Raw genomic sequence first — 17,663 nt, 5'->3', positions numbered from 1 at the left:
CTACTTCTTCTTCGCGTACTTGACGGACGAGGGGACGAGCTCGGTCGTGTGCCCGCTCGCGGCCAGCTCCGCGGCCCGCTTGCTGCCCAGCGGCTCGTCCATGATCTTGGCGTGGATCTTGAGGATCGCGTCCATGAGCATCTCCGGCCGCGGGGGGCAGCCGGGGAGGTACATGTCGACCGGCACGACGTGGTCGACGCCCTGCACGATCGCGTAGTTGTTGAACATGCCGCCGGAGCTGGCGCAGACCCCCATGGCCAGCACCCAGCGCGGTTCGGGCATCTGGTCGTAGATCTGCCGCAGGACCGGGGCCATCTTGTTGCTCACCCGGCCGGCCACGATCATCAGGTCGGCCTGGCGCGGCGAGGCCCGGAAGACCTCCATGCCGAAGCGGGCCAGGTCGTAGCGCGGGGCGCCCGTCGTCATCATCTCGATCGCACAGCAGGCCAGGCCGAACGTGGCCGGCCAGAGCGACGACTTGCGGGTCCAGTTGACCAGCTTCTCCACGCTGGTCAGCAGGACGCCGCTGGGCAGGTGCTCCTCGAGTCCCATACCGGTTCCCCTAGTTCCAGTCGAGGCCGCCGCGGCGCCACACGTACGCGTACGCGAAGCCCACGGCGACGATGAACAGGACGATCTCCACCAGGCCGAACAGGCCGAGCGCGTCCGCGTTCACCGCGAACGGGTAGAGGAAGACCATCTCGATGTCGAAGAGGATGAACAGCATCGCCGTGAGGTAGTAGGCGACCGGCATCCGGCCGGCGCCGACCACGGGCTTCGGCGAGGGTTCGATCCCGCACTCGTAGGAGTCCAGCTTGGCGCGGTTGTACCGGCGCGGACCGATGAAGGGCGCGGCCGTCACCGAGAACAGCGCGAACGCACCCGCGAGGACGAACATCAGGAACAACGCGAGATAGGGATCGAGCATCGTGCACCTTCGTTGTCTGCACTGCCGACTGGACTGAGCCGTGTCTGGGACGCTGGGGCGGTGACCCGGCCGGTCCGCGGCGTGACCCTACGTGTGCGGGGTCACGCCGGACCGGTCAGGCCCGCCTTACCGGGGCGGGCCGGTCGCCGGTCCCCGGGGGCTCAGAGGGCCGGGGTGAGCCTGGTCAACGCACCGAGGACGCGGTCGCTCCACTCCCCCTCCTTCCGGTCGGTCGAGGTCGTCGGGTCGTCGTAGAGGTTCGCGAGCAGCTTCAGCAAGGCCTGCATGACCGACCGCCGCGGCAGGCCGTGCCGGGTGGCGACCCGCATGACCGTCGGATTGCCGATCAACCGGGCGGCCACGGCGCCCAGCCGGTAGTAGCGACCCAGCGCCCGGCTGATCTCCCCCGGGTACGCGGCCAGCGCCGCCTCGCGGGAGTCGCCGGAGCGGGCGAGGGCCTGCACCGTGCAGCGGGCGGCCACCGTGGCCGACTCCATCGCGTAGGCGATGCCCTCGCCGTTGAGCGGATTGACCATGCCCCCGGCGTCGCCGACGAGGAGCAGGCCGGGGCGGTAGTGCGGGGTCCGGTTGAAGCCCATCGGCAGCGCCGCGCCGCCGATGCCGCCGACGGCGTTCGCCTCCCGGTAGCCCCAGTCCTCCGGCAGACCTTCCAGCCAGGACCGCAGCAGCGCCCGGTAGTCCCACGAGCCGCCCGTGCGGTCGGTGGCGAGGACGCCCAGACCCACGTTGGACGTGCCGTCGCCCATCCCGAAGATCCAGCCGTAGCCGGGCAGCAGCCGCGGGTGCTCCGGGTCGGAGCGGTCCCAGATCTCGAGGTGGGTCTCGAGGTGGTCGTCGTGGGTGCGCGGGCTCTCGTAGTAGCGCCGGACCGCCACTCCGAGGGGCTTGCGGTCGTCCTTGGCGATGCCCAGCGAGAGCGCCACCCGCGCCGACACGCCGTCGCAGGCCAGGGTCAGCGGCGCCCGGTAGGACACCGGTCGCCTGTCCGGCCCCTCGTGCCCCTCGACGCCGAGGACCCGGCCGCTGCGCTCGTCGGTGACCGCGGCGGTGACCGTGGTGGCCTCGCGCAGCCGGGCACCCTGCTGCTCCGCGTGCCGGACCAGCAGCTCGTCGAAGTCCTGGCGGGGGCGGACGGCGCCGAAGTCGGGGAAGCTCGAGAGCGTGGGCCAGGGCAGGTCGAGGCTCACCCCGCCCGCGACCACCCGCAGCCCGCGGTTGTGGAGCCAGCCGTTGCGCTCCGAGCAGTCGATGCCCAGGTCGATGATCTGCTTCATGCCGCGGGGGGTGAAGCCGTCCCCGCACACCTTGGGGCGCGGAAAGGTCGCCTTCTCCAGCACCAGCACGTCGAGTCCCGCGCGCGCGAGGTGAGCGGCGGCCGTCGAGCCCGCGGGCCCGGCACCGACGACGAGCACGTCCGCGTCGGCCGACGGCGCGGCCCGGGAGCCGTGGTCACCCTGGGAGCCGTGGTCACCGTGAACCGCGCCGGCCCGGTCGGGCCGGTCGGCCGCGCGGGCCGGGTGGGCCGCGTGGGTCGTGGCGGCCGGGTCCGCCGTCCGCCCCGCAGCACCCCGCACGCCCGCGGCCTGCGGGACCGCGGCGCCGGTGGTGGTGGGCTCGGGCGCCTGCATTTCGCTCCTTGTGAACTGGTTCACGAGGTACTTGTGAACTGTTTCACGAAGTTCGGCGGGATGTCCAGGCACCCCCGCCGATCAGGCCCTCCACCGGCGAGGGATCGGGTGGACGGTCGCGGCGCAGGGGTGGGCGGTAGGTCGGGGGGCGGAAGGACGCCCCCCGCGAGTCGGGAGTTCCGGCAGCGCGGGTCGCAAGCTCCGGCACCGCGAGTCCCGAGCTCCGGCACCGCGAGTCGGGACCGGAGCTTCGGTGAGTCGGGACCGGAGCTTCGGTGAGTCGGGCCCCCGAGCGGCGCGCGGCTCCCGCGTCGGGCCCAGGCCGTCCGCCGTCGTTCTCAGACGGGCTTGGCGGCGCGGTGGAGCGCGACGGCGCCGCCGGCGAGATCGCGCCACGCCACCCGTGACCAGCCTGCTCCCGCGATGATCTCGGCCAGCCGGGGCTGTTCGTGCCAGTCGAGGATCGAGTCGCTCAGGTAGGTGTAGGCCTCCGGGTTCGACGCGACCCGCCGCGCGATCGCGGGAAGCACCCGGCGCAGGACGACCTCCCGGTAGGCGATCCGGTACGGCGCCCAGGTCGGGGTGCCGAACTCGCACACCACGAGCCGCCCGCCCGGCCGGGTGACCCGCGCCAGCTCGGCGAGGGCGCGGGCGGTGTCGGCGACGTTGCGCAGGCCGAAGCTGATCGTGACGGCGTCGAACGCGCCGTCGGCGAAGGGCAGGTGCAGGGCGTCGGCGGCGACCTTGGGCACCACGCGCTGCGCACCGGCCCGGAGCATCCCGAGGGAGAAGTCGGCCGCGACCACCCAGGCGCCGGACCGCGCCAGCTCCGCCGTGGAGACGGCGGTGCCGGCCGCGAGGTCGAGCACCCGCTGCCCCGGCCGCAGCTCCAGCGCCTCCCGGGTCAGCCGCCGCCAGCGCCGGTCCTGCCCGACGGTGAGGACGGTGTTGGTGAGGTCGTAACGCCGCGCGACGCCGTCGAACATCGCCGCGACGTCGTGCGGGTCCTTGTCGAGCTCGGCCCTGCCCACGGTCCGGAACCCTACGGCCCCACCCCGCCGCCCCGCCGACGGGCCGCAGGGCGGCCGGAGCCCGACACCGGTGCACCCACACCCCGACCCGCGGCGTCGGAACTCGCCACTCAGGGAGCGGAACTCCGGACCCACGGTGCCGGACCTCCCGACTCGCGGTGCCGGACCTCCCGACTCTCGCCACCGGACCTCCCGACCAGCGGCGCAGGAACTCCCGACCCGCGCCACCAGACCTCCCGACTCGCGGCGCAGGAACTCCCCACCCGCGGTGCGGGGCTTTCCGTGCCGCCCGCGAGTCGGGAGAGTCGGGGCTGCGGGTCGGGAGCGGTCGGGGGCCGAGGCGGGACTCGCGTCAGCGCCGGTGGACGGCGGTGCGAAGGGCGGTGCGGAGGGCGGTGAGGTACTCGGCGCGGGTGCGGGCGGCGAGGGCGTCCCAGTCCTTCGCGGGCACCGAGAGCGGGCCGTCCGCACCGAGGTGGGCCCGCATCCCGTGCAGCGCGATCCAGCGGTGGTCGTAGTCGTGCGGAGTGCGCCGGTCCCACGCCACGGCACGGATCACCGTCCGCCGCAGCCGCTCCGGGTCGGTGCAGGCGACGCGGTGGACGGGCCCGCCGAACCGCTCGTTCAACGCGTCGACGGCCGCCGCGGCGGTGGGGTCCGTGCAGCGGCGGGCGTCGAAGCGGGCGCGGACCTGGCCCGCGGTGAACCAGAAGGCGGCATCGGCGGGGCGGCCCCGGTCGAGCAGCACCTCGGACAGCGCGTACAGCACGGGCGGGGCGGCCCGCTCGGGCTCGAGCTGCACCAGCTCCGCCACCCGCCGCCGGACCTCCGGGTCGGCGTCGAGGAGGCCGGCGACGGCGTCGCGGGCCAAGGCGGTGTCGATCGTCGCGTACTCGCCGATGGGCTCGACCACCACGGTCCGGCCCGGCATTCCCTCGCTCATGCCGCCAGCCTCACCCGGACGGGTGGAGCCGCACATCCGTGACACTACGGAGCGGCCGATCTCCGCATCTCGGCGACCGCTCCGTCGGTCGAACGTCCCCGGCGGTCGCCGGCGCGCCCTCACACCGTGAGCAGCGACAGCAGACCGTCCACCGAGGCCGGCCAGCTGTACTCCTCGGCCCGCGCGCGGGCGGCGGCGCGGCGGGTGGGTTCGTCGGCGGCCAACAGGGTCGTGACGCCGCGGGCGAAGTCCTCCGGGGAGTCCTCCGCCCCGGGGTTGCCGACGATCTCGGGCAGCGCGGAGGACCGCGACACCACCACCGGGGTGCCGCTGGCCAGCGACTCCAACGCGGAGAGGCCGAAGGTCTCGTGCGGACCGGGGGCCAGCGAGACGTCGGCCGACGCCAGCAGGGTCGCCAGCCGCGCCCGGTCCGGCACGAACCCGAGGAAGGAGACCGGCAGCCCGGCCGCCCGCCGCTCCAGCGCGGAGCGGCGCGGCCCGTCCCCCGCGACGACCAACCGGACCCGCTGCCCGGCGGCGCACAGCGCGGACACCGTGTCCACGCTGCGTTCCGGGTGCTTCTCCGGCGAGAGCCGTCCGCAGTGGACGAGCAGGACGTCGGCGCCGGCGCCCAGCCGGGCCCGCAGCGCCGGGTCGTGCCGCAGCGGGGAGAAGGTCGCGAGGTCCACGCCGAGCGGGACCTGCCGGACGTTGCGGGCGCCGATCCGATCGAACTCCGCGCGCGCGAACCCGGTGGTGCAGACGACCGTGTCGTAGGCCGCGGCCATCCGGGCGTTGGCCACGTCGGCGACCCGCCGCGCGGCGCCCTCGGGCAGCAGGAACTGGTGCAGCAGCCGGTCGAGCCGTTCGTGCGAGATCACCACGCTCGGGATCCCGCGGCGGGCGGCCCAGGCCCCGAGCCCGCGCAGGGTGAGCCGGTCGGAGACCTCGAGGGCGTCGGGCCGCAGCCGCTCGAGCAGCCGCTGCACCCGCCACGGGTCGACGGCCCGGTAGCCGCCGGTGGCGGGGATCCGCGGCGCCGGGACCGTGATCCGGCGGGTGCCGCCGGGCAGGCGCCGGTCCTCGGCACGCGGGCCGGGCACGACCAGCACGACCTCGTGACCGCGGGCGGCGTAGCCGGTGCCGAGGGCGTCGAGCGCGGTGCGCAGGCCGCCCGAGCGAGGCCCGTAGAAGTTGGCGAGCTGGACGATGCGCACCTCAGGCGACCTCCCGCTGCAGGTCCGTGGCCGCGACCTCGCGGTAGTGGCCCACCAGCTCGTCGCACACCGTCGACCAGGTCCGGCGCAGCACCGACCGGCGGGCCGCCGCGCCGAACCCGGCTCGCAGGCCCGGGTCGCTGAGCCGGTCCACCGCGGCGCGGAGGGCGGCGTCGGCGGCGGGGCGGCCCGCGTCGTCGTCGGGCAGGGGCGGGACGAGGTAGCCGGTCCGGCCGGGCAGCACCAGGTCGCGTGGGCCGCCGGCGTCGGGCGCGACGACCGGGAGCCCGGAGGCCAGCGCCTCCTGGACGGCCTGGCAGAAGGTCTCGGCGGGGCCGGTGTGGACGAAGACGTCGAGCGAGGCGTAGAGGGAGGCCAGCTCGTCGCCGCCCCGGAAGCCGAGGAACGCCGCACCCGGCAGCGCCGCCCGCAACCGCTCCTCGCTCGGTCCGGCCCCGATCACGACGAGCCGCGTCCCCGGCATCCCGCCGAGCGCCGCCAGCCGCTCCACCTGCTTCTCCGGGGCGAGCCGGCCGACGTAGCCGACCAGCAGCTCGCCGTCCGGCGCCAGCCACCGCCGCAGCTCCGCCGAGCGCCGGGCCGGGGCGAACCGCCGGGTGTCCACGCCTCGGGCCCACTGGTGCACCCGCGGCACCCCGCGCTCGCGCAGGGCCTCGGTCGCCCAGCTCGACGGCGCCAGCGTCCGGTCGGCCTGCGCGTGCAGCCGGCAGGTCCACCGCCAGGCGGCGCGGGCGGTCAGCCCGAGCCCGTAGGACGAGGCGAAGCCGGCGACGTCGGTCTGGTAGACCGCGACCGTCGGGATCCCGAGCCGGCGAGCGGCCCACAACCCGCGGGCGCCGACGACGAACGGCGCGGCCAGGTGCACGACGTCGGGCCGGAAGGCGCGCAGGGCCTTGACGATCCGCCGGCTCGGCACCCCGACGGGCATCGAGGACACGACGGGCAGCTCCAGGGCCGGCACCCGCACCACGGGGACGCCGTCGTGGGAGTCCGGCTCGTCGGTGCCCGGTGCGACCACGAGGACGTCGTGCCCGGCGCCGCGCAGGTGCTCGAGCACCCGCAGCACCGAGTTCGTGACGCCGTTGACCACGGGGAGGAAACACTCGGACACGATCGCGACACGCACGGCGGAACCGTCGCGTGCGTGCCGCGCCGTGGGCCGTCGGCCACGTGGCCTGCGGGGGAACGTCCGGACAACAGCTCGAGAGTTCACGCGGGCCCACCCCGGGCCGTCACCGGCGGGACGCCGTGGGGATACCCCGGTCGCGCACCCTCGGCGACATGACCGTCCTCACCCCCACCCCGCCCCCGGTGGATCCCGGGCTGCTCTCCCGCGCCCTCGAGGTCGCGGGCCGGCTCGCCAACGACGCCGCGGAGGTGATCGCCGCGACCGCCGGCCGCGCGCCGGGGTCCGAGGCCAAGGCGGACCCCTTCGACTGGGTCACCGACACCGACCGCACCCTCGAGCGGCACACCCGCCGCGTCCTGGCCGCCGAGTTCCCCGGCATCCCCGTGATCGGCGAGGAGTACGGCGCCGACGCGACCGCGGCCCGCTCGGTCTACCGATGGATCGTCGACCCGGTGGACGGGACGGCCAACTACGTCGCCGGTTTCCCCTGGTGCGCCTACAGCCTCGGGCTGGTCGACGGCGACGGGCCGGTCGTCGGGGTCGTGGCCGACCCGAGCCGCGCCCAGATGTACGCGGCGGCGCGCGGCCGCGGCGTGCGGGCCAACGGCACGCCGGTGCGGGCGGCGACCCGTGCCACCGCCGTCGGCGCGCTGGTGTGCGCCGAGTCGCCCTCACCGGGCTTCACCGAACGGGCGGTCGCGCACCACACGGGGGTACGGGTGCTGGGCTCGACCGCGCTGGCGATCACGCAGGTCGCGCTGGGCCGGGCGGTGGCCGCCGTGATCGACGACTACCACGAGTGGGACGTCGCCGGCGCGCTCTGCCTGGCACTGGAGGCCGGGGCCGTGGTCGTGGACCGGGCGGGGCGGCCGGACCCGATGCCGAGCGGCGGGCTGCTGGTGGCGGTCCCCCCCGTCGTCGACCAGGTCTACTCGTGGTGGGCCGCCTGACGCCCCCGCCGGACGAGCGCCGCCGCCCCGCCGAACAGCGCCCACGCGAGGGCGACGAACCCGATCGTCAGCGGCAGACCGGACAGCGCGGTGCGCCCGGCCACGCGGACCAGGTCGGGTTCGGTGCGGTCGTACTCGACCCGCACGGTCGTGCCGGGCTCCAGGCCGCGCGGGTGGTAGACGCCGCGCTCGGGGACGAGCAGCTGGCCGTCGGGCACCGGGAACCGGACGAGGGTGCGGGCGAAGGTCGACCCCTCCAGCACCTCCGCGGTGGCCGTGGCCCGGTTGCGGCTGATGGCGACGTCGTCGACCACGGCGCCGACGAACCCGACGACGGAGAGGAACGTGGCCAGCACGGCGAACCCGACGAGGACGCCCGGCAGCCGCCGCCACACGGTGCGGCCCACCGCCCGGGCGGTGCGCCCGAACTCGACGAACACCTCGCCCGCCACGCCTCCGGCCATAGGGCGAGTCTAGGAGTGTGGTCACGGCCTCCCCGGCGGGGACGGGCGCCCACCGGCCGCGATGCCTACGCTCGACGGCGTGACGACCGCTGCGCTGCCCACCGGTCTGGAGGTCCGGACCCGTGAGGTGGACCCGCCCGCCGGCGGTCTGCTGTCGTTGCTGCCCGAGGCCCGGGGGGTCCTGTCCTGGGTGCGCGAGGGCGAGGGACTGGTCGGCTGGGGCGAGGTCGCGCGCTTCACCGGCAGCGGCGCGGGGCGCTTCGCCGAGGCCGACGCGTGGTGGCGCGGGCTGCTCGGCGAGATCGACGTGGCCGACGAGGTGGGCCTGCCCGGGACCGGTGCCGTCGCCTTCGCCTCGCTGACCTTCGCCGACCGCTCACCCGGTTCCACGCTCGTGGTGCCGCGGGTCGTCGTGGGCATGCGCGGTGGGCGCGCGTGGGTGACCGAGTTCGGCGACCCGCAGGCGATCACCGCGGCCGAGCCGGTGCGGCCCAGCGGGCGGCTGCGCTACGCCGACGGCGACCTGCCCGTCGCGGGCTACCGCGCCGCCGTCGCCGAGGCCGTCCGGCGGATGCGCGCGGGCGAGCTGGGCAAGGCCGCCCTCGCGCACGACCTGCTCGCCGTCGACGAGGAGCCGCACGACCCCCGGCACCTGCTGCGCGGGCTCGCCGAGCGCTACCCGACCTGCTGGGCGTTCGCCGTCGACGGGCTGGTGGGAGCCACCCCGGAGCTCCTGCTGCGCAAGCGCGGCCCGGTCGTCGAGTCCCGGGTGCTGGCCGGCACCGTGTGGGCGGGCGAGGGCTCGCTGACCTCGGAGAAGAACCGGGTGGAGCACGCGTACGCCGTCGACTCGCTCGCCGAGCGGCTGCGCCCCTTCTGCCGCTCGCTGGAGGTGCCGCCGGAACCCGCGGTGCTCACCCTCCACAACGTCTCGCACCTGGCCAGCGACGTCCGCGGGCGGGTCCGCGGCGACGCCTCCCTCTTGCGCATCGCCGGCGCCGTCCACCCGACCGCGGCCGTCGGCGGCACCCCGCGCGAGGAGGCCGTCGCGCTCATCGCCGCACTGGAGGGCATGGACCGCGGCCGTTACGCCGGCCCCGTCGGCTGGGTCGGCGCGGACGACGGCGGCGAGCTCGGCGTCGCGCTGCGCTGCGCCCAGCTCGACGGCCCCGTGGCCCGCCTCTACGCGGGCTGCGGCATCGTCGCCGACTCCGATCCCGACACCGAGGTCCGCGAGGCCGCCGCCAAGCTCCTCGCGGTGCGGGAGGCGTTGGAGGGCTGACCGGGGCCTACGGCTCCGTCGCGTGCTCCGGTACGAGCTGCGCGCGTGCGTCCGCACCCCTCCTCCCAGTGCAGATCACCACGTCGGACCCTTCCCGGCCGCCAGCGGCCGCGACGGGTCCCGAACGCCGATCACGTGCAGCGGGAGCCGGCCCACCGGCGCAAGATCACCGCTCCCGACACCGCCCCCTAGGAGTAGTCCGTCGCCTCTGAAGTTCGGGATAGAGGTGTCGGAGTGTGGTGCGGGCGTCGCTGGCGGTGCAATGCCAGTCGTAGAGGCGGGCGTAGACCGCGAGGACGTCTTCCATCCGCGCGACGAACTCGCCGTTTGCCTTCAGTGGGACGGTCCAGCACTTCTTCAGATGAGGACGAAGCGCCGTCTTTGTCACACCCTTCCGACGGTCGAGTGGTCCACGTCCGGGATGTCCTCGACCAACGCGAGGTGTCTCTCCAGCAACCGCAGCGACCCCTGGTCAGCCACTCACGCTCACCGGCGCTCAGCACCACCGACGGCAACGTCGACGCACCACCGACGGCAACGTCGACTTCGACACGACACGTCCTCACGGCAGAGGGAGGAAGGCTGCCGCAACCGATCTACCGCATCCCAGCCGAATGTCAGCGGCGACACGCCACTAGCCCCAGACGGGGCACGCCTCACCAGCCGCTTCAGACAGGGCGGTGACCTCGCCGGACGCGGTGGTGTCGTAGCCGCCGAGATCGGTGACCGCCGAGCGCAGCGCCGGTGTCCGCAGCGCCCCCACGAGCGGGGCGGCCGCATCCAGCGCTGCGCCGCCGAGCACGATCTCGTACTCCTCCCAGGCGAGCGGGATGAAGTCCAGGTCCAGGTCGGCGGCAGCGGAGCGGACCCCGAGCCCGACGTCGACGGAGCCGGTGGCGACGGCCAGCGCGACGTCGAGGTGGGAGCCGACCTCCGGGCCGCGCAGCTCGTCCGGGTCGTGGTCGGCCGCGAGCAGCAGGCGGTCGAGCAGCACCCGGGTGCCGGTGCCGGGGCGCCGGGTGACCACGCGACGGGCCACGAGATCGGCGACTCCCCCGATCCCGGCCGGGTTGCCCGGCGGCACGATCAGCCCCTGCTCGCGGCGCCACAGGTGGATCAGGTGCGGGTCCAGGCCCCGGAGCAGGCCGCGGGCGAAGGGCGCGTTGTAGCTGCCCGTGTGGTGCAGCAGGTGGATCGCCGCGCCGTCGGCGCGCCCCTGCCGCACCGCCCGCAGCCCGGCGAAGCTGCCGTCCCCGGCGACCCGGACCAGCCGGTCGCCAAGCTGGCGGGCGACGACGTCGAGGGCGGGATCGTCACTCCCGGCGAGGGTGAACACCCGCTCGCCGTGCAGGAACCGGCGGGCGGCCAGCTCACCGTCGGCGGCCACCCGGGCCCGGCGGCGGGCGGCCAGCACGATCACCCCGGCCTCGGCCAGGCAGCGCTGGGCGTGGCTGGCCGTCGAGGCCGTGGTTCCCCAGGTCCCGGCGAGATCCCGCACCGCCGGCAGCTCGGCCCCGGGCGGCAGCTCGCCGACACTGACACGCCGCGCGATGTCGGCGCAGATCTCGCGGTACCGGGTCACGCTCCAGCACCCTATGTTCGGATCTGACACAGGGCAGAAGGAGTCAACCGGCAGAAGGAGTCGACGATGCGCCGTGCCGTCGTCCTCGTCGTCGCTCTCGTGGGGGCCGTGCTGCTCGCCGGGTGCGGTTCGGCCCCGCCGGCCGGGCCGTCGGCGGAGAGATCGCTGATCCTCGCCACCACCACCAGCACCCAGGACTCCGGCCTGCTCGACGAGCTGCTGCCCGAGTTCACCCGGGCCACCGGCTGGCAGGTCAAGACCCTGGCCGTGGGCAGCGGGCAGGCCCTGGAGCTGGGCCGCCGTGGCGAGGCCGACGTGCTGCTGGTCCACTCCCCGGCCGCGGAGGAGGAGTTCGTCGCCGAGGGGGCGGCGGGCCCGCGCCGGCTGGTGATGCACAACGACTTCGTGCTCGTCGGCCCGTCCGCCGACCCCGCCGGCATCCGCGGCACCGACAGCGCCGAGGCGATGCGCCGGATCGCCGGCACCCGGGCCGTGTTCGTCTCCCGGGGCGACGACTCCGGGACCCACGCCCGGGAGAAGGCCCTCTGGGCCGACGCCGGCATCACGCCCGGCGGCTCCTGGTACCAGGCCACCGGTCAGGGCATGGGCGCCACGCTGCGCGTCGCCGGGGAGAAGGCTGCCTACACCCTGTCCGACCGGGCCACCTACCTCGCCCAGCGCGACACGCTGTCGCTGGAGGTGCTCGGCGAGGGCGACCCCGGGCTGCTCAACGTCTACCACGTCATCGAGATGACCCGGCGGGCCGGCGACCGGGTACGGCCCGACGGCGCGACGGCCTTCGCCGACTGGATCGTCTCGCCGGCCGCGCAGGAGGCGATCGGCCGGTTCGGCCGGGCCGAGTTCGGCCAACCGTTGTTCACCCCGGACGCCGGCAAGGCCGAGGCGACGCCGGGCGGCTGAGGCATGGACGTCCTGCTCGACGGACTCGGCGAGGCGGTGCGGCTGCTGGTCACCGGCGACGCGGACACCTGGGCGATCACCGCGCTGACCCTGCGCGTGTCGCTGACCGCCACCGCCCTGGCCCTGCTGGTCGGGCTGCCGATCGGGGTGACCGTCGCCCTCGGCCGGTTCCCGGGCCGTCGCGTCCTGCTGGCCGGCGCGAACACCGGGATGGGCCTGCCGCCGGTGGTCGTGGGCCTGTTCGTCACGGTCCTGCTCTGGCGCAGCGGTCCCCTGGGCGGGCTGGGGCTGCTCTACACACCCACGGCGATGGTCGTCGCCCAGGCGGGGATCGCGACGCCCGTCGTCGTCGCCCTGGTGGCGGTCGCGGTGCAGCAGGTCGACCCCGACTTCCGGGTCCAGATGCTGGGCCTCGGCGCGAGCCGGCCGCAGGCGCTGCTGGCCCTGCTGTCCGAGGCGCGGCTGCCACTGCTCGCCGCGACCATGGCGGCGTTCGGCGCCGTGGTCAGCGAGGTCGGGGCCGCGCTGATGGTCGGGGGCAACCTCGCGGGCGAGACCCGCGTGCTCACCACGGCCGCCGTGCTGGCCACCAGCCGCGGCCAGTTCGCCCTCGCCATCGCCTTCGGACTGATCCTGCTCGCGATCGCCTTCGTGGTGAACCTCGTGCTGACCCTCGTCCAGCAGCGCCGGGCCCGAACGCGGTGACCAGCGGGATCAGCTGCCGCGACCTGCGCGTGCACGCGGCCGGACGGGAACTCGTGCACGTCACCGCCCTGCACGTGCCCGCCGGCCGCACCCTCGCCGTGCTCGGGCCCAACGGTGCCGGCAAGTCCACGCTGCTGCGCGCGCTCGGCCTGCTGGGCGACCACCGCACGACCGGCGAGATCCTGCTCGACGGCCGACCGGCCACCCCCGCGTCGATGCGCCGCGCCGTCGCGGCCGTGCTGCAACGCCCGATCCTGCGCCGCGGGACGGTAGCCACCAACGTCGCGAGCGGACTGCGCTTCCGCGGCGTCGACCGGCGTGGAGCCCGCACCCGCACCGGGCCCTGGCTCGAGGCCCTGGGCATCGATCAGCTCGCGACCCGCGACGTCCGCACCCTGTCCGGCGGGGAGGCCCAGCGGGTCAGCATCGCCCGCGCGCTCGCCGTCGGCCCGCGCGTCCTGCTGCTCGACGAGCCCTTCACCGGCCTCGACGCCGCCACCAGGGCCGACCTGCTCGCCGACCTGCGGGCCGCCCTCGACCACCACGGCGCCGCGACGGTCCTCGTCACCCACGACCGCGACGAGGCCCGCGCCCTGGCCGAGGAGACCGCCCTGCTCGTCGCCGGGCACGTGCGCCGGCACGGTCCCACCGACCGAGTCCTCGACGAACCGCAGGACGAGGACACCGCCCGCCTGCTCGGCTTCACCAACCTGCTCCCACCGTCCCTCACCGGCCGGCCGCAGACCCTCGCCGCCAGGCCCGAACACTGCCGGGTGGGGGGTGCCCCCGACGCCGACGACGTCGTCCGCGTCGCCGGCATCCTGCGCCGCGCCGTCCGCCTCGGCCCCACCACCCGGCTCGACGTCGACACCGCCGCGGGCTCCCTCGTGTGCCTCGCGCCCGACGACCCGCCGGACGTCCCGCCGATCGGTGGCCCCGTCGTCGTCGCGGTCGGGCGGGCGAAGCCCCTCCTGGACCGCGGGAACGGGACGGCCGTCCGGTGCGACCCCGCCGTCCGGCCGTGACGACCTGAGGACGGGCTCGCCGCCGACCCGCCGCGCGAGGCCGACCGGTGGTCCTCCGGTGTGGACCGTGCCGGCTGATTCCGACCGTCCGGCTCCACGAGGGCTGATCTCGCCGTTGGCGGGGCAGGCCATCGGCCCGGACGGGACGGCCCGGCAAGGATCCTCAGATCTCGGTGGCGAGGGCGTCGAACTCGGCCTTGACGATGCCGTAGCAGGGGCAGGCGATCTCCGCGAGGCGTGGCCGGTCGCGGAGGTGCACGTTCCCCCGGCTGTACTCGATCAGACCGTCGGCCGCGAGCCTGCCGGCGACCTCGGAGACGGTGGAGCGACGGACCCCCAGCATCTGGCCGAGGAAGTCCTGGGTGAGCACGAACCGGTCGCTGCGCACCCGGTCGCCGGTGGTGAGCAGCCAGCGCGACGCGCGTTGTTCCGTGGTGTGGGCGCGGTTGCACGCGACGCTCTGCGCGAGCTGGACCATGGTCGTCTGGGTGAAGCGGTGCAGCAGGCGGTGCAGGCGACCGTCCTGGCGGAGGAAGTCGTGCAGGTCCGCGGCGGGGAGCCGGGCGGCCCGTCCGGCGATCTGGCAGAAGGCGGCGTGCGGGCTCACCGGCGAACCCAGGAACAGCGGCAGCCCGACGAGGCCCTCGTGCCCGATCGTGCCGACCTCGACGCCCACCTGATCCTCCGGGGTCGACGCGACCATCGAGAAGACCGCGGAGAAGGGGAAGTAGACGTGCTCGATCGGGCGGCGGGGCCGGTGGACCACGTCGCGCACCCGCACGTCGACCACCTCCAGTCGGGGACGCAGGACCTCCAGCTCGGTGGCGGGCAGCCTGGCCAACAGTGTGTTGCCGCCCAGTTCGTCGGACATGGCGCACCTCCCGGGGCGCGCCGGGTACCCGCCTCCGGCCGCTGTATGTCGGCCGCCGCACGTTCCGCGTACCGTTGCCGCTGTGTCGGCCACCGGACGGAGGACCTCGCGACGGTTCGACGCCGTGACGGCAGCCGCGTCACTCGGCGGCCTGGGTGCACTGACGGTGCTGCTGAGGGGACTCCCCGGCGACTTCCCGGCTCCGGTGGTCGTGGTGCAGCACGGCCGCCGCTCCCCCGACGAAGACCGGCTGGCCACGCTGCTGCGCCGGGAGTCGGCCCTGCCGGTCCGCACCGCCGTGCCGGGTCCGCCGGCTCCGCCCGAGGCCGGGATCACGGTCGTACCCGGCGGCTACCACGGTGTGTTCGACGAGGCCGGCCGGCTGGGCCTGGTCGAGGACCCGACGCCCCGCGGCGGGGACGCCCTGATGACGAGCGCCGCCCGGGCCTTCCGCGGCGGGCTCATCGGGATCGTGCTCACCGGCATGCTCGACGACGGTGCCGCCGGGGTGCGGATGGTCAAGCGGTACGGCGGCCGGGTCCTCGTCCAGGATCCCGCGACCGCCCGAGCCCCCGGCATGCCCTCCCAGGCGATCGGCACCGGATGTGTCGACTTCGTGCTGCCGGTCGAGCGGATCGCTCCCGCCCTCGTCGCCCTGACCATGGCGCCGGGCGGGGCCGAACTGCTCTCCGTGCCCACCGCGCCCTGGGCCCGGCTCCCCGCCTGAGCAGACGGACGGCCGGCCGACAGGGCTGGCCGGGCAGGACGCTGCTACCCGCCACGGGCGCACCGGAGACGAGGTTCGGACGCCGGTATCCGGGTACCTCGGTGCGCATGCTGTCTCGACGCGACAAGTCCCGCTCGTCCCGGTCCGGCGGAGGCCGGGGCGGGTCCGTCGGCGCCGGGGTCGCCGCAGGGGTGGCGGCCGCGGTGGGCCTGACGATCGGCCGCAAGGCGGCGACGACCGTCAGGATCGGCAAGGGACACCCCCTCACGCACCGCGTCCTCGACGTGGCCGCCGGCGCGATGCAGCCGAAGTACCCGCTGGCCGCCATGAGCACCTACCTCAACGGCTTCCACATGTACGCCGACGACATGGGACGGCAGGTCGAGGCGTCGCACTTCTGCATCCACCTGCAGCACGACCTGCACCAGTGCGTGATCTTCGACCGCAACGAACCCGACGCACGGCTGATCGGCATCGAGTACATCATCAGCGAGGAGCGTTTCCGCGGCCTCCCCGACGACGAGAAGCGGCTCTGGCACAGCCACCACTACGAGGTGAAGTCCGGCGTCCTGGTCGCCCCGGGTATCCCCGATCTGGCGGAGCACGCCTATTTCGAGGATCTCGTGACGACGTACGGCAAGACCTTCCACACCTGGCAGTACGACCGGGACGACTTCCCGTACGGGATCCCGCAGCTGATGATGGCCTTCACCGGGGACGGGCAGGCCGACGAGGCGCAGATCCACGACCGGGACCGCAGGCTCGGCGTCTCGGCGTCGCACAAGCGGCAGCACCGGGCCGACATCCCGGAGCCGACGGTGCTGCCGGGCGCGAACCCCTGGGAGAGCGGCCGGACCGTGCAGACCCGCCTGGCGGAGGTGGACTTCCGGCGCTGAGAGGGTCTGCCGTGGGAGGGCGGACGGGAGAGCTCTGAACGACCGTGCACCACGTGCCGACGACGAGCTCCCGGGCCTGGGTCGGGTCCGGTGCCTGAGGTCGGCGTGCACCCGGTGGAAGCGCCTACTTCCGCACTCGGAAGCGGAGCATTGTCACAGGTCCTGACTGCGTGTTGCTGAGCGGTTCCAGGTTGATCCGGCCGAGGCCCGAGGTCGAGAAGCGCACGCCGTCGCCGAGCAGCACCGGCAGGACATACACCAGGACCTCGTCGACGAACCCTCGCTGCAGGCACTGACCGGCCAGGTCGGCACCGAGGATCTCCAGGTTCTTCCCGCCCGCGGCGCCGCGCGCCGTGGCGACGGCCTCCGCGAGGTCGCAGGTGAGGAAGGTGACCCCGTGCTCCGGCTCGTCCGGCGGCCGGTGCGTCAGGACGAACAGCGGCCCCCCGTCGTAGTCGGTGTCCCCGCCGGACATCCGCTTGCCGACCTCATAGGTGACCCGGCCGGCGAGCATGGCACCGGTGGCCTGCACGACCTCGGGAAACGAGTACTCGACCCCGTGCTCGATGACCCAGTCCATCGCGTTGTCGGGGCCGGCGATGAAGCCGTCCAGCGACATCGCCCTGTTCACCACGACCTTGCCCGGGGCGGCGTCCGTATCGCTCATGCCGGTACGACTTGTCGCAAGTCACGAACTCATCGGCGGCGGAGCGTGATCAGGCAGGTTCCGGTCGGTGCCCCATGCCGGTTCGGAGTTGGTTCGTCGGACGTTGGGGGCTGCTGCCGGGTACGCGTTCGATCTCGCAACGGGCTTCGAGGTCGACCTTCGTGTAGGTGCAGTAGTTGCGGACGCGGCCGCGGGGGAACAGGGCGTGGGTCGCGTAGCGGTCTTGGGCGGCGTCGACGATGGTCCGCAGGGCGAGAGTGCCGTCGGGATCGGCGTAGCCGTCGAGCATGTCGAGGATATGGCTGCGTTCCGCAGTGAGGGCCGCGGTTCACAGCGCGGGGGTCTTCTCGACGTGGGCCTTGAGCTGCCGGAGGCCCTTCTTGAGCTGCCGGAGGTCCTTGACGTGGAGTCGACGGACGCGGCGCGCGAGGACCAGCTCCGCGAGCTGTCGGGCTCCGAGCGGGAGGGGGACGGTGGCGCGGAAGTCCAGGTGCACGCGGGTACGGGAGCCGTCGAGGTCGTCGAGCCGGAAGTCGATCTCAGGGGTGATGTCACGTCCCCGGGGGCCGCGCGGTTTTGCGCAGGCGGTACTCCACGCGCTCGGCCGTGACGAGGCCAAGCCGCTGGCGGCCCTGCTCTCGTCCCGAGCTGCCGC

Annotated in this window: 20 protein-coding genes; 7 read left to right on the top strand and 13 right to left on the bottom strand. The window is 74.7% G+C overall.

Annotation, left to right across the window (positions count from 1 at the left end; genetic code table 11):
* From ACL02T_RS28385 to ACL02T_RS28355, 7 genes are all read right to left on the bottom strand, one after another.
* Entirely contained in the window at positions 1-552 is a 552-nt protein-coding gene (locus ACL02T_RS28385) for a NuoB/complex I 20 kDa subunit family protein (protein WP_412833853.1), read from the bottom strand.
* A gap of 10 nt (positions 553-562) precedes the next feature.
* Complete coding sequence (locus ACL02T_RS28380; protein WP_412833852.1) at positions 563-928, bottom strand: NADH-quinone oxidoreductase subunit A; 366 nt, start codon at positions 926-928, stop codon at positions 563-565.
* A gap of 161 nt (positions 929-1,089) precedes the next feature.
* Entirely contained in the window at positions 1,090-2,577 is a 1,488-nt protein-coding gene (locus tag ACL02T_RS28375; protein WP_412833851.1) for a geranylgeranyl reductase family protein, read from the bottom strand.
* A 338-nt stretch (positions 2,578-2,915) separates the two neighbouring features.
* A complete protein-coding gene (locus ACL02T_RS28370) occupies positions 2,916-3,608 on the bottom strand; it encodes a demethylmenaquinone methyltransferase (protein ID WP_412833850.1) in 693 nt (230 codons plus the stop codon).
* Positions 3,609-3,960: 352 nt separating this feature from the next.
* On the bottom strand, positions 3,961-4,551 hold the full coding sequence (locus ACL02T_RS28365; protein WP_412833849.1) for a hypothetical protein: 591 nt from the start codon (positions 4,549-4,551) through the stop codon (positions 3,961-3,963).
* A 119-nt stretch (positions 4,552-4,670) separates the two neighbouring features.
* On the bottom strand, positions 4,671-5,768 hold the full coding sequence (locus tag ACL02T_RS28360) for a glycosyltransferase (protein ID WP_412833848.1): 1,098 nt from the start codon (positions 5,766-5,768) through the stop codon (positions 4,671-4,673).
* A 1-nt stretch (position 5,769) separates the two neighbouring features.
* The gene (locus ACL02T_RS28355) at positions 5,770-6,915 is read right to left on the bottom strand and encodes a glycosyltransferase family 4 protein (RefSeq protein ID WP_412833847.1); all 1,146 of its coding nucleotides are present in this window, start codon (positions 6,913-6,915) and stop codon (positions 5,770-5,772) included.
* A 155-nt stretch (positions 6,916-7,070) separates the two neighbouring features.
* Here ACL02T_RS28355 and ACL02T_RS28350 point away from each other — a divergent pair, with 155 nt between their 5' ends.
* Entirely contained in the window at positions 7,071-7,868 is a 798-nt protein-coding gene (locus ACL02T_RS28350) for an inositol monophosphatase family protein (protein WP_412833846.1), read from the top strand.
* Here ACL02T_RS28350 and ACL02T_RS28345 read toward each other — a convergent pair.
* Complete coding sequence (locus ACL02T_RS28345; protein WP_412833845.1) at positions 7,847-8,332, bottom strand: DUF3592 domain-containing protein; 486 nt, start codon at positions 8,330-8,332, stop codon at positions 7,847-7,849. The genes ACL02T_RS28350 and ACL02T_RS28345 overlap by 22 nt on opposite strands.
* 79 nt (positions 8,333-8,411) lie before the next feature.
* On the opposite strand from ACL02T_RS28345, the gene ACL02T_RS28340 reads away from it, so the two are divergent.
* Complete coding sequence (locus tag ACL02T_RS28340; protein ID WP_412833844.1) at positions 8,412-9,614, top strand: isochorismate synthase; 1,203 nt, start codon at positions 8,412-8,414, stop codon at positions 9,612-9,614.
* Between the two features lie 634 nt (positions 9,615-10,248).
* Here the strand turns inward: ACL02T_RS28340 and ACL02T_RS28335 are convergent.
* A complete protein-coding gene (locus ACL02T_RS28335) occupies positions 10,249-11,196 on the bottom strand; it encodes a GntR family transcriptional regulator (protein ID WP_412833843.1) in 948 nt (315 codons plus the stop codon).
* Positions 11,197-11,262: 66 nt separating this feature from the next.
* Here ACL02T_RS28335 and ACL02T_RS28330 point away from each other — a divergent pair, with 66 nt between their 5' ends.
* Genes ACL02T_RS28330 through ACL02T_RS28320 form a run of 3 tightly spaced genes read left to right on the top strand, consistent with a single transcriptional unit; the run spans position 11,263 to position 13,847 of the window.
* Positions 11,263-12,117 (top strand): ABC transporter substrate-binding protein, encoded by an 855-nt coding sequence (locus tag ACL02T_RS28330; protein ID WP_412833842.1) that lies wholly within the window; start codon positions 11,263-11,265, stop codon positions 12,115-12,117.
* 3 nt (positions 12,118-12,120) lie between these two features.
* Positions 12,121-12,822 (top strand): ABC transporter permease, encoded by a 702-nt coding sequence (locus ACL02T_RS28325; protein WP_412833841.1) that lies wholly within the window; start codon positions 12,121-12,123, stop codon positions 12,820-12,822.
* The gene (locus ACL02T_RS28320; RefSeq protein WP_412833840.1) at positions 12,819-13,847 is read left to right on the top strand and encodes an ABC transporter ATP-binding protein; all 1,029 of its coding nucleotides are present in this window, start codon (positions 12,819-12,821) and stop codon (positions 13,845-13,847) included. The genes ACL02T_RS28325 and ACL02T_RS28320 overlap by 4 nt, the downstream gene beginning before the upstream one ends.
* A 163-nt stretch (positions 13,848-14,010) precedes the next feature.
* On the opposite strand, the gene ACL02T_RS28315 is transcribed toward ACL02T_RS28320, so the two are convergent.
* Entirely contained in the window at positions 14,011-14,718 is a 708-nt protein-coding gene (locus ACL02T_RS28315; RefSeq protein WP_412833839.1) for a Crp/Fnr family transcriptional regulator, read from the bottom strand.
* A gap of 124 nt (positions 14,719-14,842) precedes the next feature.
* Between ACL02T_RS28315 and ACL02T_RS28310 the strand changes: the two genes are divergently transcribed.
* Positions 14,843-15,445, top strand: coding sequence for a chemotaxis protein CheB (locus ACL02T_RS28310; protein WP_412833838.1), 603 nt, complete (start codon positions 14,843-14,845; stop codon positions 15,443-15,445).
* A gap of 107 nt (positions 15,446-15,552) precedes the next feature.
* Positions 15,553-16,341 (top strand): OBAP family protein, encoded by a 789-nt coding sequence (locus ACL02T_RS28305; protein WP_412833837.1) that lies wholly within the window; start codon positions 15,553-15,555, stop codon positions 16,339-16,341.
* A 124-nt stretch (positions 16,342-16,465) separates the two neighbouring features.
* Here ACL02T_RS28305 and ACL02T_RS28300 read toward each other — a convergent pair whose 3' ends face one another.
* From ACL02T_RS28300 to ACL02T_RS28290, 3 genes are read right to left on the bottom strand one after another with little or no spacing between them, the layout of a single operon-like run.
* Complete coding sequence (locus ACL02T_RS28300; protein ID WP_412833836.1) at positions 16,466-17,008, bottom strand: dihydrofolate reductase family protein; 543 nt, start codon at positions 17,006-17,008, stop codon at positions 16,466-16,468.
* A 49-nt stretch (positions 17,009-17,057) separates the two neighbouring features.
* Positions 17,058-17,306 (bottom strand): DUF6958 family protein, encoded by a 249-nt coding sequence (locus ACL02T_RS28295; protein ID WP_412833870.1) that lies wholly within the window; start codon positions 17,304-17,306, stop codon positions 17,058-17,060.
* 30 nt (positions 17,307-17,336) lie between these two features.
* Positions 17,337-17,504 carry a hypothetical protein gene (locus ACL02T_RS28290; RefSeq protein WP_412833835.1) on the bottom strand — a complete coding sequence of 56 codons (168 nt, stop codon included), beginning with the start codon at positions 17,502-17,504 and terminating at the stop codon, positions 17,337-17,339.
* Positions 17,505-17,663 lie beyond the last annotated feature (159 nt).

This window comes from Pseudonocardia oceanicola (genome assembly GCF_047200735.1).
Lineage (GTDB): Bacteria > Actinomycetota > Actinomycetes > Mycobacteriales > Pseudonocardiaceae > Pseudonocardia.
The sequence above is the reverse complement of the archived record's forward strand: the minus strand, read 5'-3'. Positions and strand labels throughout refer to the sequence as shown.

Coding starts and splice junctions, on each gene's coding strand:
- ACL02T_RS28385 (WP_412833853.1), bottom strand. CDS start 552: ATGGGACTCGAGGAGCACCTGCCCAGCGGCGTCCTGCTGACCAGCGTG.
- ACL02T_RS28380 (WP_412833852.1), bottom strand. CDS start 928: ATGCTCGATCCCTATCTCGCGTTGTTCCTGATGTTCGTCCTCGCGGGT.
- ACL02T_RS28375 (WP_412833851.1), bottom strand. CDS start 2,577: ATGCAGGCGCCCGAGCCCACCACCACCGGCGCCGCGGTCCCGCAGGCC.
- ACL02T_RS28365 (WP_412833849.1), bottom strand. CDS start 4,551: ATGAGCGAGGGAATGCCGGGCCGGACCGTGGTGGTCGAGCCCATCGGC.
- ACL02T_RS28350 (WP_412833846.1), top strand. CDS start 7,071: ATGACCGTCCTCACCCCCACCCCGCCCCCGGTGGATCCCGGGCTGCTC.
- ACL02T_RS28345 (WP_412833845.1), bottom strand. CDS start 8,332: ATGGCCGGAGGCGTGGCGGGCGAGGTGTTCGTCGAGTTCGGGCGCACC.
- ACL02T_RS28330 (WP_412833842.1), top strand. CDS start 11,263: ATGCGCCGTGCCGTCGTCCTCGTCGTCGCTCTCGTGGGGGCCGTGCTG.
- ACL02T_RS28325 (WP_412833841.1), top strand. CDS start 12,121: ATGGACGTCCTGCTCGACGGACTCGGCGAGGCGGTGCGGCTGCTGGTC.
- ACL02T_RS28315 (WP_412833839.1), bottom strand. CDS start 14,718: ATGTCCGACGAACTGGGCGGCAACACACTGTTGGCCAGGCTGCCCGCC.
- ACL02T_RS28305 (WP_412833837.1), top strand. CDS start 15,553: ATGCTGTCTCGACGCGACAAGTCCCGCTCGTCCCGGTCCGGCGGAGGC.
- ACL02T_RS28300 (WP_412833836.1), bottom strand. CDS start 17,008: ATGAGCGATACGGACGCCGCCCCGGGCAAGGTCGTGGTGAACAGGGCG.